Source organism: Dellaglioa algida DSM 15638 (assembly GCF_001434695.1).
Classification (GTDB): Bacteria; Bacillota; Bacilli; order Lactobacillales; family Lactobacillaceae; genus Dellaglioa; species Dellaglioa algida.
In genome coordinates this window covers 1-16034 of record NZ_AZDI01000004.1, presented here as the reverse complement: position 1 = coordinate 16034, position 16034 = coordinate 1, and the positions used below count along the sequence as shown (strand labels likewise).

General features: G+C 36.7%; 15 protein-coding genes and 1 other annotated feature. Of the genes, 12 read left to right on the top strand and 3 right to left on the bottom strand.

All coding sequences use genetic code 11. From position 1 onward, the window contains the following. The first annotated feature begins 85 nt into the window (after positions 1–85). The 7 genes from FC66_RS03945 to FC66_RS03920 all read left to right on the top strand — a co-directional run bounded on the left by FC66_RS03945 (position 86) and on the right by FC66_RS03920 (position 5058). Complete coding sequence (locus tag FC66_RS03945; protein ID WP_057974090.1) at positions 86–520, top strand: MerR family transcriptional regulator; 435 nt, start codon at positions 86–88, stop codon at positions 518–520. Between the two features lie 6 nt (positions 521–526). Further along, positions 527–952 (top strand): cupin domain-containing protein, encoded by a 426-nt coding sequence (locus tag FC66_RS03940; protein WP_057974089.1) that lies wholly within the window; start codon positions 527–529, stop codon positions 950–952. 14 nt (positions 953–966) lie between these two features. After that, positions 967–1287 carry a carboxymuconolactone decarboxylase family protein gene (locus tag FC66_RS03935; protein ID WP_057974088.1) on the top strand — a complete coding sequence of 107 codons (321 nt, stop codon included), beginning with the start codon at positions 967–969 and terminating at the stop codon, positions 1285–1287. A 210-nt stretch (positions 1288–1497) separates the two neighbouring features. After that, entirely contained in the window at positions 1498–1680 is a 183-nt protein-coding gene (locus tag FC66_RS07945; protein WP_157051986.1) for a hypothetical protein, read from the top strand. Positions 1681–1746: 66 nt separating this feature from the next. After that, positions 1747–3033, top strand: a complete 1287-nt coding sequence (locus tag FC66_RS03930) for a sensor histidine kinase (RefSeq protein ID WP_162253174.1) — start codon at positions 1747–1749, stop codon at positions 3031–3033. Then, positions 3033–3812, top strand: coding sequence for a LytR/AlgR family response regulator transcription factor (locus FC66_RS03925; protein WP_057974086.1), 780 nt, complete (start codon positions 3033–3035; stop codon positions 3810–3812). The genes FC66_RS03930 and FC66_RS03925 overlap by 1 nt, the downstream gene beginning before the upstream one ends. 1 nt (position 3813) lies before the next feature. Further along, a complete protein-coding gene (locus tag FC66_RS03920) occupies positions 3814–5058 on the top strand; it encodes a collagen binding domain-containing protein (protein WP_057974085.1) in 1245 nt (414 codons plus the stop codon). A gap of 60 nt (positions 5059–5118) precedes the next feature. On the opposite strand, the gene FC66_RS03915 is transcribed toward FC66_RS03920, so the two are convergent. Continuing rightward, positions 5119–5313: a hypothetical protein gene (locus FC66_RS03915; protein WP_057974084.1), complete on the bottom strand. Its 195-nt coding sequence runs from the start codon at positions 5311–5313 to the stop codon at positions 5119–5121. A 168-nt stretch (positions 5314–5481) separates the two neighbouring features. Between FC66_RS03915 and FC66_RS03910 the strand changes: the two genes are divergently transcribed. The 4 genes from FC66_RS03910 to FC66_RS03895 all read left to right on the top strand — a co-directional run bounded on the left by FC66_RS03910 (position 5482) and on the right by FC66_RS03895 (position 11044). After that, a complete protein-coding gene (locus FC66_RS03910; RefSeq protein WP_057974083.1) occupies positions 5482–6456 on the top strand; it encodes an aldo/keto reductase in 975 nt (324 codons plus the stop codon). Positions 6457–6589: 133 nt separating this feature from the next. Next, positions 6590–7480, top strand: a complete 891-nt coding sequence (locus tag FC66_RS03905) for a MurR/RpiR family transcriptional regulator (RefSeq protein ID WP_057974082.1) — start codon at positions 6590–6592, stop codon at positions 7478–7480. Positions 7481–7759: 279 nt separating this feature from the next. Further along, on the top strand, positions 7760–9607 hold the full coding sequence (locus FC66_RS03900; RefSeq protein ID WP_083478959.1) for a beta-glucoside-specific PTS transporter subunit IIABC: 1848 nt from the start codon (positions 7760–7762) through the stop codon (positions 9605–9607). 12 nt (positions 9608–9619) lie between these two features. After that, the gene (locus FC66_RS03895) at positions 9620–11044 is read left to right on the top strand and encodes a 6-phospho-beta-glucosidase (RefSeq protein ID WP_057974081.1); all 1425 of its coding nucleotides are present in this window, start codon (positions 9620–9622) and stop codon (positions 11042–11044) included. Between the two features lie 171 nt (positions 11045–11215). Here FC66_RS03895 and spxB read toward each other — a convergent pair whose 3' ends face one another. Then, positions 11216–12955 (bottom strand): pyruvate oxidase, encoded by a 1740-nt coding sequence (gene spxB / locus FC66_RS03890; protein WP_057974080.1) that lies wholly within the window; start codon positions 12953–12955, stop codon positions 11216–11218. A 147-nt stretch (positions 12956–13102) separates the two neighbouring features. Then, a complete protein-coding gene (locus FC66_RS03885; RefSeq protein ID WP_420911472.1) occupies positions 13103–14077 on the bottom strand; it encodes an NADP-dependent oxidoreductase in 975 nt (324 codons plus the stop codon). A gap of 135 nt (positions 14078–14212) precedes the next feature. Beyond that, positions 14213–14414, top strand: a binding site (T-box leader). Between the two features lie 57 nt (positions 14415–14471). On the opposite strand from FC66_RS03885, the gene tyrS reads away from it, so the two are divergent. Then, positions 14472–15728, top strand: a complete 1257-nt coding sequence (gene tyrS, locus FC66_RS03880; RefSeq protein ID WP_057974079.1) for a tyrosine--tRNA ligase — start codon at positions 14472–14474, stop codon at positions 15726–15728. The last annotated feature ends 306 nt before the right edge of the window (positions 15729–16034 follow it).

The following is a 16034-nucleotide window of genomic DNA, read 5'->3' as shown; positions in this document are numbered from 1 at the left end:
GGCTCATTATGGTAAACTAATCCTAGTTTAGGCTTGACTTAGAGTTAACTAGAAGTGTTTTAATAGCATTGAGGGGGAAGTATTTATGGATAATGAACAAGAATACAAAATTGGTGAGTTTGCCAAACTGGTCGGACTCTCAAGTTTTACACTTAGATATTATGAAAAAGAAGGTTTGATTAAACCACAACGCAACGCGTCCGGCTTACGGTATTATACGAAGGCCGACATTAAATGGGTAGGATTTTTGTTACACCTTAAAGGTACGGGGATGCGGATCACTGAGATTATTAAGTATGTTGAATTACGGGCACAAGGTGATACAACGATTATGGAACGACGTGAATTACTCAATAGAGTGAAAGATAATGCGGAGTCCGAAATGCGTGAACTTCAACGTAATATTGAGTTTATTTCACATAAAATAGATTGGTACGACGGAAAAGTATCATCTGAAACAAACGAATTTAAAAGTCTTAGTTTTGAAAAATATTTAGAGCGATTCGCAATATACGATTAAAGTAAAATGGAGGCAATTATAGTGAATGAAGAACAAGTGAAAAATGGCCTATTTCCAATGGGCGAGAAAAATGACGCTTATAAAGATGTTTTTGTCGGACAAAGTTATTTGGATATGTTAGTGGCTGATCCGGAGATTAATGTTGGCGTCGGTAACGTTAGTTTTGAACCCGGAACGCGGAATAACTGGCACATTCATCATGATGGATACCAACTACTGTTGGTAACGGCGGGTGAAGGTTGGTATCAAGAAGAAGGACAAGAAGCACGTCGTTTAAAAGTTGGTGACGTCGTTGTCACAAAAGATGGCGTTAAACATTGGCATGGTGCTACAAAAGATAGTTGGTTCTCACATGTCGCTATCACGGCAGGCACGCCGGAATGGTTAGAGGCTGTTGATGACGAGGCATATGGTAAATTAAAAAATAAATAGGGGGGCTATTAATTATGGCAAAAAAACAAACAGCAGGGCGCGACAACTTGGGCGAATTTGCACCTAAGTTTGCGGAATTAAATGATGATGTCTTATTTGGTGAAGTTTGGGCACGAGAAAGTGAGTTACCCGCACATCAACGTAGTATTATCACGATTTCTGCGTTAATTTCAGGTGGTAACTTCGAACAATTACCAGCTCATATGGCAATTGGAAAAACGAATGGCATTACGAAAGAAGAGATTGCAGAAATTATTACGCATTTATCATTTTATGTCGGTTGGCCTAAAGCGTGGTCAGCATTTAATATTGCTAAGGATGTTTTTGAAGATTAAGTCTTAATTATAGGTAAAAGTGCGGGCTATTTAAAAGTGGCGTGCACTTTTTTTGTCATAAAGTGCTTATTGCACGATTAAAAATAGCCACGTTTAGGGTTAATAAGGGAACGATTATATATTTTTTATGGAAAAGACGTGTTTTAAATAGTAAACTTAACGGAGTATACAGATATTGGTTAAAAGAGATAAATCTGGGGGAGATAGATAGTGAAATTAAAGAAAGTTATTGTGGGATTAATGCTCTGCACGGTTATAATGCAGGCGGGAGTCGTTAGTGCGGCTTCATATCACCAAAATTCGCACAGAGAAACAATTAGTAGTCGCTCAATGGGCGGATATACCACTAATGGAAGTTTATGGTCTTCCATTAAACATAAATTTGGCTGGTAAAATCGAATAATGTTGACCGTAACGCCACTCCAAATGTTATTTTTTGACGGAGAAGCAATTGTATTAATGAATTTAATACAATATATGTTAAGTAAAGACATACGAAATACAAATAAAATAAAAATTAAAATGATAACCGATATACTGATATTTCCAATAATTTGCGGAGTAGTCGGAAATATCGGTTATTTTATTTATTTAATCTCAATGATTCTTTTTTATGTCCGTATGAATGAAAAACCATTGAATAAATATCATACGCTTAATACTTTGCTGATTACGTTCGTTCTCTATTTAGTCATCGCCAATGTTGAAACCTATCTTTTTAAACTATTATATGAATATCGATTTCAAGTAAGCGTTAAGGAATTAAATAATACTGATTCATGGCTACATTTTGTCTTGCTCGGATTATTAGGTATAGCGGCTTACTTTGGTCTACGTTTGGCTAAAGTAAAATCATTAAAAAAATTCAATGTAGATAGTATCTATTTAGAAAAATTAATCTTTTATGATTTTCTGGGTATTATTGCGTTGCTTTCACTAGTTATCTTTAGCGCTCAGCATTTAAAAATTCAATTTGAATTTATTGGGATTATCATATTAGTGTTAATCATGATTATTGCCGCAATTGTATTGATGACTTATTTTGTATTTGATAGTTACGCCAAAAGAATGGCGCTTGAGAATAAACTGCAGATGCAAGAAATCCATCAAACTTATATTGATCAAATTGAACATCGTAATAAAGAACTCAGACGATTCAAGCACGATTATCAAAATATACTACTTACGTTAGAGCATTATATCCAAAATGATGACCGTGAAAAATTACGCGAGTATTTTGATGAGGTTGTGCGGGAATCAGGTAGTCAGATTGATATGGATGGAACCGGTTTTGAAACGGTAGCGCTTATTAAAAATGAACAAATTAGGTTAATGATGTATAGTAAAATCATTTTTGCGCAAAATCAAGATATTAAAGTTCATTTGGAAGTGGATCCCGAATTTGAATTCATGATGACCGGTGTTGATGCCATTCGAATACTAGGTATTTTATTTGATAACGCGATTGAAGCTTTGGTTGATTTACCAAAGGGCCAGCGATTTTTAAATATTGCGCTTGTTCGATATCAAGATTTTGATGAAGTCATTATGCGAAACGACTTCGACAAAGGACTTGTAAAAAAAGCGAATTTTATTAATTCAAGTAGTAAGGGCGATGGGCGCGGACAAGGGCTTAAAATCGTTAGAGAGATAATGGCTAAATATGAGGATAGTCAATTTGGCGTTTGTATGAATGGCGAACAATTTGAAGTGAATGTCATTTTAAAAAGAGGAGGTGACGACTAGTGTTATCACTATTTATCTATGAAGATGATGCCCAACAATTACTGGCCGAGAGGGAAGTTTTGAACAATCAAATGATAATTAATGATTTTGATGTTACTTGGGGTGTGGTTTCTAAACGTTCGGCTGATATTTTGAACGAGTTGGACCGGGATGAGACAATTACGGGACTTTATATCTTAGACGTTGAGGTTGACGATGACATGAGCGGGATTGAACTCGCAACTGAAATTCGCAAACGTGATACATTTGCGAAGATTGTTTTCGTCACATCTCATGCTGAGATGGCACTGATGACCTTTGAACGTAAAATTGAGCCTTTAGATTATATTGATAAGGGATTAGGATTTGAGCGGGTCAAAGAAAAATTAATTGACGATTTTCGTGTTGCCAATGAGCGGTATCTAGCTAGTAAAGAGGAAAAAGGCCGTTTATTCTCTTATAAGGTTGGCGCACACCTCTATCAGACCGCAATCGGCGAAGTTATTTTTTTAGAGACGGCAACTAATTCGCATAAAATTATTTTACATAAGTGGAATGAGAGTATTGAATTGAACGTTAAAATGAATGACATGGAAAAAAATTATCCGGCATTATTTAGAAGTCATAAAAGTTATTTAGTTAATTTGGACTGGATAAAAGACGTTGACCTCAAGAAAAAAACGATTAATTTTAAAAATGACGCAGTTGCGTACGTGTCTTATCGTAAATTATCGGAACTAAAACGGTTAATGGAAAACAAAAAAAGATTATCAAAGATAATTAAAAAAGGAGATAAGTAATATGGGAAAAATGTTGAAACGTATTATGGTTAGTTTAATGGGATTTTTTATTATCGCAGTAGTAGCCGAAAATAATGTGCAAGCGTCTGATGTCGGAGATCGTTATGTGACAAATGCAGAGTTACAAGATGGGAATGGGGATGCGCAAACTAGTTTTGATCAATATGACAACATGCAGGCGCATTATGATTTCACTATTCCAGCAAATAGCGGTGTAAAAGCCGGCGATCAGATGACGGTTGATTTACCAAAACAATTGGTCTTAAATAAATCAGTTTCGTTTGATATCGTTAACACTGAGGGAGTAGTCATTGGAAAAGCGGTGGCTGATAAAACAACCGGGAAGTTAACGGTTACTTTTACGGATTATGTTGAAACGCATAATAAATCGGATATCACGGGTAAAATGTCTGTTTGGGTTAGTTGGAATCATGATTTAATTTCTAGCGGATCAAGCGTCCCAATCGATTGGGGTGTGGCTGGAGAGACGACAATCAACGTGAACGATGGTGAAGGATTACCGGATAAGAATGAAGCTTTGTATAAGTGGGGATCAGTTGATCCAGTTGATCCAACTTTAATTCATTGGACCGTTCGATTAAACTATACGTTAAAAAATATCAAAAATGCGGTTTATACGGATACACTGGGTAAAAACCAAACGTTGGTTCCGGGATCGGTGGATGCCGCACACGGTTATTACACGCAGAATACGTTCAATAAAACGCTGGCGGTACCAGCTAGTCAAATCGTAGAAAATGGACAAACAGGATTTACAATTACGCTTGGTGACCTAGACGATACTGTTTTAATGAATTATGATGCACGTGCAACCGATGGAGGAGTTTCTACAACGTACGGTAATTCTGGCGTGTTAACGGGGGATGATTTTAAGACGTCAACCGTGGATGTTTATACGCCTGAAAATGGTGGTAATGGGACTGGTGAAGGTACCGATAACGGTAAGCCCGAAGTACCAAAGCCCGAAGTACCAAAGCCCGAAGTACCAGAAACTAAAGTCCCAGACACGAATAAACCTGTGACAAAAAAACCAGAAGTTGTCGCACCGGTGGTAACTCCTGGAAAATCTGTAGTTAAGAAAACGGTGAAAGAAACAAATAAAAAGACGGAACAACAAACATTGCCTCAAACAGGCGAAAAGTTAGATTATCAATCAATTTGGGTAGGATTGAGTTTAATTCTATTGAGTGGCGGATTGGTTTTAATCGCAAGTCGACGTCGTTAAAAATAGAAAAGAAGCCATAATAGGCTTCTTTTTTTGTGGAGTTTAGTGATGATAATCGATTTATTTTCTGAAATCCTGCCCAATTAAAATGCTGACTACAATAACGGTCACGGATGCAGCAATAAATTCTATGTTTAAGAAATTATGATTTGTAAAAAATTCAATCAGTACTCTAAAAATTGTCGCAGTAGCTAGCGCCAAAATGAATGTTTTAATATAGTGAGCATTTATATACGTATTTATTTTTTTAAACATTTATAGAAACTCCTTTATATTTTTCCTAATGATGGCACAGATAAGAAAAAATAGCGAACGGCATTAAAATGAGATTAAACATCAATTGATATTTAGGGTGGGTATAAATTGTTCAGCGGAACTGAAAGCGCTATAATTAAAATTGTAATTATATTTGGAGGGATGTTTATGTATCAGGCGAATGAAAAACGTTACGATAAAATGATTTATAACCGCTTGGGTAATAGTGGCTTAAAAGTATCCGCAATTGCACTAGGGTTATGGAAAAATTTTGGTGATGAAACACCATTAAGCACGCAAAAAGATATTATTGAAACAGCATTTGATAACGGCATTACTTACTTTGATTTGGCAAACAACTATGGAGATGGTGCCGCCGAGAAAAATTTCGGCCGTATTTTACGTGAGGACTTAAGCACACATCGAGATGAAATGGTTATTTCGACGAAGGCTGGCTATTATATGTGGCCGGGTCCGTACGGCGAATGGGGTTCAAAGAAAAATTTATTTGCTAGCATGGATCAATCATTGGAACGGATGCAGTTGGATTACGTCGATATTTTCTATCATCATCGCCCAGATCCTGATACACCGTTGGAAGAAACGGCAGAGGCCTTGGACTTGTTAGTGCGTCAAGGTAAGGCATTGTATGTCGGGATTTCCAATTATCGTGCGCCAGAAGCTGAAAAAATGATTCAGCTCTTGAAAGCAAAACATACGCCAATTGTCGTTCATCAACCACGGTATAACTTGTTAGATCGTTGGATTGAGGATGGACTAAAAGATATATTGAAGCAGGAACAGATTGGGACAGTTGCATTTAGCCCATTAGCACAAGGATTATTAACGGATCGTTATTTAAATGGTATTCCTGATGATTCACGTGTGAAAAAATTTGATTCTTTGAAGGAAGAGCGCGTTGAAAAAACAATTGTTCAGGTTAAAGGCCTGAACGAAGTAGCAATCAACCGAGGACAAACGTTAGCAGAAATGGCTTTATCATGGGATTTAAAAGATGATTCAGTTTCATCGGTCATTATTGGTGCGAGTCGTGTAAGCCAATTAATGGATAACTTAAAAGCGCTAGAACACCTAGAGTTCAGCGCCGCAGAGTTAGCAGAAATCGATAATATATTAGGATAGAAGAAAGGTTTTCGACAGATTGTCGGAAATCTTTTTTTAACTACTTTGTAAATAAAATATTCACATTTTTCATATTATAATACTGTGGGTTATAAACGATAACAATTTAAATAAACGTGGAAGGGTGAGTGGAATGTACCTTTTTCAAAAAATTGAAGAAGCAGTTTTTAAACAAAATGATGCTAGAAGAACGATTGGAGAATTTATTTTAGCAAATAGAGAAAAAATATCCGGTTATTCGATGGAAGAGATTGCCGGTATGACACATACATCTAAGCCGACGCTCGTACGGTTTGCAAAATATTTTGATTATTCCGGATGGAAAGAATTCACATATGCTTTTGCGCATGAGGTGGCACAGTTTGATGAGACAAACTTGGACGCTAATTTTAATTTACCTTTTGATAAGTCTGCTGACACCTTACAAATTATTGAGAATCTTGCTGATTTAAGTATGCAAACCATTAAGGAAACAGCCTCCCTGATTTCGCTTTCTGATATGGATAAGTCATCTGACATCATTAATCAGGCTAATACAACTGTTATCTTTGGTAGAAGTCCCAATTCATATTTAGGAGAATCTTTTAAAAGAAATTTGAACACAATTTATAAACGATCTTTAGTCACCAATGCAGATGAGGCTGGATTAATAGCTAATTCCTTAACAAACCAAGATTGCGCCGTAATCATATCATATTCTGGAGACAATCCGGAGACATATCCAATGAAAAATGTTAGTATTTTGTTGAAAAATAAAGTACCAATAATTAGTATTACCGGAGGTGGGGAAAACTATTTAAGAAAGTATTCAACAATTTCCTTGAATATAGCTAGTAGAGAGAGATTATATTCTAAGATAGCTAATTTTTCCACAGAGGAATCTATTCGGTTTATTTTAAATGTATTATATGCCAAACTATTTTCTTTAAACTATGATGAAAATTTGCAAACAAAGATAAATGATTCTCGCCATTTGGAAGGATTGAGAAAAACAACGTTTATGGATATATCGGAAGATCTTTAAAAGTAGAAAAAAAGACTCGAAAAAATAATTCTTACAATGACATCATTATAAGAATTATTTTTTCGAGTCTTTTTTGGTGTAATACATTATTAAAAACGGATTAGTTTGTAAAATTTATTTCATCAAAACAAGTTGATTTTGAAATAGAATGAAACGTATTTCAACATACCCTAATGATATTGAAAGCGCTATCTCTTAATGGTAAATTGAAATTAAGGGAAAATATGATGTATGAAATAAGACAATATATAGATTCAAAAAAATATTAGGGGTGACTTTATGAGTAAAAAATATGATAAATTAGCTAAAAATATTGTAGAAGAACTGGGTGGTAAAGAGAACATTACTGATGCGTATCATTGCCAAACTAGATTACGGTTTAAAGTGTCTAATGAGTCAAAAATTAATGTAGAAAAGTTAGAAGATTTGGATGGAGTTGCCAAGTATATTAATAATGCTGGTGTTCAACAAGTGGTTATTGGAACACATGTGAAGGATGTTTTTGAAGAAGTTGAAAAAAATATTGATGGACAGCAACATAACAATAATGACTCAGAGAAAAAAGGCATTTTTTCAACAATTATTGATTTTATATCGGGTAGCTTTCAACCGATTATTCCGGCACTTTCCGGAGCAGGGATGGTTAAAGCTGTTCTGGCACTTCTGGTGGTATTTAAGGTAGTATCAACAGATTCTCAGACTTATTATATGTTTAATCTTTTTGCGGATGGCGTTTTCTTCTTTCTACCAATGATTTTAGCCTTCACAGTTGCTCAGAAGTTAAGGAGTAACCCAATACTTGCGGTTTCTGTCGCGGCTATGATGATGCATCCAAATTGGGGTGCACTGGTTAGTGCGGGACAGCCAGTTAATTTTTTTGAAATTATACCTTTCACCCTAACAACCTATACGGGGTCTGTTATTCCGATTTTGATAATTATTATCGTTCAATCGTATGTTGAAAAATATTTGGAAAAGTTGATACCGAAATCAGTCGAGTTAGTATTTGTGCCAATGTTAACTTTCCTTATTATGGGAACATTAGCATTTTCTGTCTTGGGTCCTATAGGTAGTATTTTGGGTGGGTATCTGGCAACATTCTTTACTTTTTTAAGTGTTAACGCGAGTTGGGTTCCAGCCGTTTTAATTGGAGGGCTATTACCAATTATGGTGATGTTTGGACTACATAACGGTGTTGCACCACTTGGAGTAATGCAAATGTCTCAACTAGGGTACGACAGCATCTTTGGACCGGGTGCGTTAGTTTCTAATATTGCGCAGGCAACGGCTTCCGCGGTAGTAGCTTTCCGAACAAAAAATAAAAAAGTAAAGCAGTTAGCCATTTCGGGATCAATTACGGCATTTATGGGTATTACTGAACCTGTGCTTTATGGCGTTAATTTGCCTAAAAAATATCCACTTATTGCTTCTATGATTGGTGGTGCATCTGGTGGGCTATACGCAGGATTAACGAATACACATCGTTTTGCAACAGGTTCTTCTGGGATACCAGCAATATTATTATACATTGGTAACGATACAATGAAATTTTTTTGGAATATTATTATTGCCTTAATAATATCAGCAGTTGTAACGGCCATAGTGACATATATATTAAGTTTTAAATTTGAAAAAGAAGAAGAAATTACAGAAATTAAAACAGTTATTTTAGAAAATACGCATATGGCTAGTCCCTTATCTGGAACAATTATGCCTTTAAGTGAAGTGGCCGATGAGGCTTTTGCATCGGAGGCATTGGGTAAAGGATTTGCTGTCAATCCTTCAGTGGGTGAAGTCTATGCACCATTTGACGGAAAAGTGGTTGCCGTTTTCCCAACGAAGCATGCAATTGGACTTGTGTCTGATACTGGCGTTGAAGTTTTAATTCATATTGGGTTAAACACCGTTGAATTAAACGGAAAATATTTCGAAACGTTAATTGAAACGAATGACATCATTTCTAAAGGGCAGTTATTAGTGACTTTTGACAAAGAAAAGATAGAAGAGGCGGGTTATTTAACCCAAGTTCCCGTTGTTATTACTAATACCGCACAATATGACTCAATTGAAGTTATAAAATCTGGAGTTATTACTAAGGGCGAAGATATATTGGTAATTAAAGTTTAGGAGGAGTAAAAGATGCAATTAGATAAGAATTTTTTGTGGGGTGGTGCTACGGCATCTAATCAATCTGAGGGTGGCGTGTTGGAAGGTGGGCGTAAACTTTCTAATGTGGATTTACTTCCGACTGGACCGGATCGAAGTAAGGTGGCTGCTGGCGATTTAGAAATGCTGGAATGGAAAGACGGCTATTATTATCCGTCAAAAGTTGGAATCGATATGTACCATAGATACATGGAAGATATTAAGCTATTCGCGGAAATGGGATTCAAAGTGTATCGCATGTCACTCTCTTGGTCACGTATTTTTCCAAATGGGGATGAGAAAAAACCAAACGAGGAGGGATTAGCCTTTTATGAAGGTATATTTAAGGAGTTACGAAAGTTTAATATTGAACCACTAGTTACAATTGCCCATTTTGACGTCCCCGTTCATTTAATAAAAGAATATGGCGGATGGAAAAATAGGAAATTGATTAAATTCTATACACACTATGCGCAAACCGTTTTCCAACGCTATAAAGGACTGGTTAACTATTGGTTAACAATTAATGAAATTAATATATTACTACATCAACCTTTTGTCGGAGGAGGTATTGTATTTAAACCGGGTGATAATAAAGAAGAGATTAAATATCAGGCCGCCCACAATCAATTGGTGGCGAGCGCAATGGCAACAAAATTAGCACATGAAATTGATGCTGACAATAAAGTTGGGTGTATGTTGGCGGGTGGAAGCCATTATCCATATACTAGTCGACCCGAAGATTACCAAGAAGCTATCAATCGAGATCGAGAAGGATATTTCTTTATTGATGTTCAAGCACGAGGTAAATACCCCAATTATGCGTTGAAGAAATTTGCTCGTGAAGGGATAAACATATTAATGGGGGATGGGGATGAGAGAATATTAGCTGAATCTCCGGTTGATTTTGTTACATTTTCTTATTATTCTTCGAGAACAGTTAGCGCTCACCCCGAAGATTATTTACAGGCGACGGGTAATATTTTTCCTTCAATTAAAAATAAATATTTACCTTCAACGGAGTGGGGATGGCAAATTGATCCACTTGGACTACGAAATTCTTTAAACCAATTATACGATCGTTATCAAAAACCGCTATTTATCGTTGAGAACGGGTTAGGTGCTGTTGATACCCTAGATGAAAATGGCAATATTGAAGACGATTATAGAATTGACTATTTAAAGAAACATATTCAGGCCTTTAAAGATGCGGCTGAAATAGATGGGGTAGAATTATTGGGTTATACCACCTGGGGATGCATTGATTTAGTTGCGGCAAGTACGGGCCAAATGAGTAAGCGTTACGGATTTATTTATGTGGATCGAGATGACGATGGGAATGGAACATTAAATAGAAAGAAAAAGAAATCATTTGATTGGTATAAAAATGTTATCCTTTCGAACGGTGAAGAATTATAACGTAAATTTAATAGTTATTGGACATTTAGTGAATTATGAAAAAATAAGCGCGTCTCATCAATTAATCTGATGAAACGCGCTTATTTAGGTTTTGATTACAAAAATAAAGTAATTAATAAAAAAAGAACCCCAAGCATAATACTCACTTGGGAATCCTTAGATTAAGTTAAATTAATTTTGGTTTTCAAGAATTTCGCGGAATGGAATTAATCCTTCTGCTTGATACTCTTTAACGAAAGCTTTAACAGCTTCTGGATCTTGTGTTTTGGAATCAATAACAAGTTGTTCAACGGGAAGTGGACGATCTGACGTTACCTTAACGTCAATAACAACTGGTACTTTAGAACCCTTGGCTTCAGCAAAGGCAGTTTTTAATTCTGCCAATGTCCGGACGGTATAACCTTTTGCACCCATGTTGTTCGCAATACCACCCCAATCGGCGTCAATTAAATCAACACCTGAATGTGGTTGTTGCTTATCATCTTGTTCGGCGCGAATGAACCCGAGTTCCTTATTACTTAGGACAACGTTAATGATCGGCATATTGTATTTAACTTGCGTTAAAACGTCTTGCATAACCATAGTCCAACCACCATCACCGGAAATCGAGAAGACTTGGCGATCTGGGAATGCTGATTGCGCACCAATTGCGGCAGGTAATGCATAACCCATTGTGGCGTACCATGCAGACGTCGTGAATTTATTTTTTTCGCCAAGACGCAAGAAACGCATTGCTTCTACAGTTGCGTTACCCACATCAATTTGGAAAATAGCATCGTCATCTTTAATTTTGTTGATTTCATTGAAAACAGGTTCGAAACGAAGTGGCATACTGTCGTCTTCGTTGAAACTTTCAACCCATTTCATCCAATTTTCTTTATTTGCAATTGATGCTTTATACCATTTTGTTGGTGCAATTGGTGTTTTAACTGCATCATTTAATGCGATTAAGGTTTCCTTGGCATCCGCTAAGATAGGAACATCAACAGCATGACGTTTACCTAATTTTTCAGAATCAATATCGACTTGGATAAATTTGGCATCTGGGGCAAAGAAATAGCCACCAAATGGGAAGTCAGATCCAATAAAGAGCACGGCATCTGCTGCGCGAAGAAGATCAACACCAGGTTTATTAGCTACACGGCCTGCTGAACCCATATAAGCTTTGTAATCATCAGGAATAATTGTTTTTGCAAGTGCAGATGTTGCAATTGGTAGTGACAATTTTTCAGATAATGCAATTAACTCCTTACCGGCACCACGAATTCCTTTACCAGCATAAATAATAGGTGTTTTAGCCGTTGTCAAAATGTCTAAAGCATCTTGAATTTGTTTATCGCGAGGCATTGGGTAAAGTGGTTTTTGATAATTTGTAGCTGTTGATACAAATGTATCGTCAATTTCTTGCCAACCAAGATCAGTTGGAATGGTAACAACAGCCACACCGTTGTATTTGTAAGCTTGACGAATTGCTTCATCAACAACAACGGGCAAATTTTCAGGCGTTGTGGCCGTTCGGTTGTAGACAGAAACGTCTTCAAACATTGGATTTTCGTTCATTTCTTGGAAGTAATTTGTATTCATCATTTGTGTGCCGACTTGCCCAACTAGGGCAAGAACCGGAACGCCATCATATTTAGCGTCATAAAGACCATTCAATAGATGAACGGCGCCAGGGCCAGCTGAACCAAAAGCAACACCTAATTTTCCGGTTACTTTAGCTTCACCGGCTGCAGCAAGTGCCCCAACTTCTTCATGACGTACTTGAACATAATTAATGGTATCTTTACGGTTATGTAAGGCATTCATTGTTGAATCAAATGAGCCACCTGGTAATCCGTAGACGGTTTTAACGCCCCAATCTTCTAAAACTTTAAGCATTGCGTCTGAAGCATTAATTTTTTCTGACATAATAGCAAGTCCCCTTTTTGCAAATTTTATTCTATAAAAATATTATAGAACTATCAGTAAATTAATACTAGTGAAAGCACTTACTTTTTAGTAGTAAAAAAATAACTCAGACATGATTGCCTGAGTTATTTTAAAGAAACAATTAAATTATTTGAAGCGAACCACAATTTTACCAAGCGCGTGATGTGATTCACTGCGATCATGAGCTTCAGCCACGCCTTCTGCCGAGAACTTGTAGACTGAGTCTAACGTTACTTTTAAAGTGCCATTTTCAAGCATATTAGCTAATTTAGTTAGTTCTGCACCGTTTGGGTCTAACCAAATTGATTCAAAACGGACATTACGATTTTCGGCAAGACTGGCCGTTTTTTCAGCGGCGGTTCCGGTAATAGAAACCATTCGACCGGAACCGTGTTTTAAGATGCTGACCGATTTTTCCTGAGCTTCGCCGCCAATTGTATCAACGACAAGATCAATATCTTTTAAAACTTCGGTAAAATCTGTTTCATGGTAATCGATTACTTGATCAGCACCAAGTGCTTTAACGAAATCAATATTCGTTGAGCTAGTCGTTGTAATGACATAAGCGCCAATAGATTTAGCGAGTTGAATTGCAAAAGAACCAACGCCACCTGATCCGGCATGGATAAATACTTTTTCACCTTTTTGTAGGTGGCCGTGGTCAAAGAGTGCTTGCCATGCAGTTAAGCCGGCTAAAGGAACAGCTGCTGCTTCTTCAAAACTGATATTTTCAGGTTTAGGGGCAAGTAAGTTAGCATCAACAGCTGTGTATTCCGCGTATGTGCCAAAACGGGTAGTGGCTGGGCGAGCGAAAACACGATCGCCAACTTTCCAGTCGGTTACGTTAGAACCAACTTCAGTGATAACACCGGCTACGTCCCAACCTAAGATAATAGGAAATGGCCATTTAAACATGGGCTGCAAATAACCTTCACGTGTTTTCCAGTCAACAGGGTTGATTCCGGCCGCTTTTTCTTTCACGATTACTTGGTCCGCGGTCATTTCGGGCATTGGGACATCGCGTTGTTTGAGTTGGTCTTGTCCGCCAAACTCATCGATCACAACGGCTGACATTGTTTCATTTTGTGTCATTGGACTCATCTTCTTCCTAGTTACTTTTAATTTGTAAGTGAATTGTATCGAATAAACGGGTGGAATGCAATAACGACCCTCTTTTCGGGTGACGAAATTCAACGATTAAAATTGACATTTAGGCACTATTTACGTATATTGTAGCTATAAGCGATGAAGTAGTTCAGTAGCTTTTCGACCAATTTTAAAGAAACCTGATGGCCGCTGTAAATCAGGAATTGTCGATGAGTGAAGTACGCTATGGAGCTGTCAACGATTCATCTCGTTAACGATGATTAAGCGATTATCTACTATATATAGTAGATAATAACTTGGGTGGTAACGCGGAAATTAATTCGTCCCTAATATCTTTTTTAGATATTAGGGATTTTTTTATACTTATATTATATAGGAGGAAACAGAAATGAATATTATTGACGAACTAGAATGGCGCGATGCAATTAACCAAACAACAGATGAAGACGGGTTACGCGAATTAACTGCGGAAAAATCAGTTGGCTTGTATTGTGGGGTTGATCCAACGGGTGATAGTATGCATATTGGACACTTAATTCCATTTATGATGCTAAAAAGATTTCAATTAGCAGGCCATCATCCATATATCATCATTGGCGGGGGGACAGGTTCGATTGGTGATCCAAGTGGTAAGAATTCGGAACGCGTCCTCCAATCGATGGAACAAGTTCATCATAATGAACAAGCACTTACTGCACAAATGACTAAGCTATTTGGACAAGATTCAAATATTTCAATTGTGAATAATTACGATTGGTTATCAAAAATTAGCCTTCTGGATTTCTTACGTGATTACGGTAAGTTGTTTAATGTAAACAGTATGCTGGCGAAAGATGTTGTTGCAAGTCGTTTAGAAGTGGGTATTTCATTCACTGAGTTTACGTACCAAATTTTACAATCAGTCGATTTTTTACATTTACTTAGACATCATGATGTTCAATTGCAAATTGGTGGGGCCGATCAATGGGGTAATATTACGGCCGGAATTGATTTAATTCATAAAGAACTTGGATCTGATACAAAGGCTTATGGACTAACAATTCCGTTAATGCTTAAAGCTGATGGAACGAAATTTGGTAAAACAGCTGGTGGCGCAGTTTGGTTAAATCCAGAAAAAACGACGCCATATGAATTCTATCAATTCTGGTTAAACCAGGATGACAGAGATGTTGTGAAGTATTTGAAATTCTTCACATTTTTAACGTCGGACCAAATTGCAGAGTACCAGAAATCAGTGGAAACTGCTCCAGAAAAACGTGAAGCACAACGTCGTTTGGCACGTGAAGTAACGGAATTTGTTCATAGCCCGGAAGCAGTAATAGAAGCTGAGCATATTTCTGCGGCATTATTTTCGGGAGAAGTGAAGGAACTGACGACAAGCGAAATCGAACAAGGATTCAAAAATATGCCGTCAGTTGAATTGGCAGCCGAACCAGAAAATATTGTCGAGTTGCTAGTAAATACAAAAATAGAATCATCGAAAAGACAAGCGCGCGAAGATATTACAAATGGAGCTATCCGGATTAATGGAGAAAAAATTCAAGATTTAGATTTTGTAATCAACCCAGAAAAAGAATTTGATGGTAAGTTTGTGATTATTCGTCGTGGTAAAAAGAAATATTGGCTAGGACGTGTTAACGGATAAGCACGAATGAAATAAATTGCGTGAACTAACGATAAATTACTGAAAAAATAATCTCAAAAATAGGATTAACAGTCTATTTTTGAGATTATTTTTGGTTAAAATGGAGTAATATGCAAGGTGTATCCGATTACATCCATATTTTTAAATTTATTTCAATTAAAAGCTTGACGAAACCTTTTATTCTTGGTAAAGTAATAAACGTTGCTTCAGCAGTAAACAACTAATTCAAAAATAATCATTAATTAAGAATAAAAAAGTTCTTGACAATTAATGAGATAATTGATATGATATAAAAGTTGTCAAAAG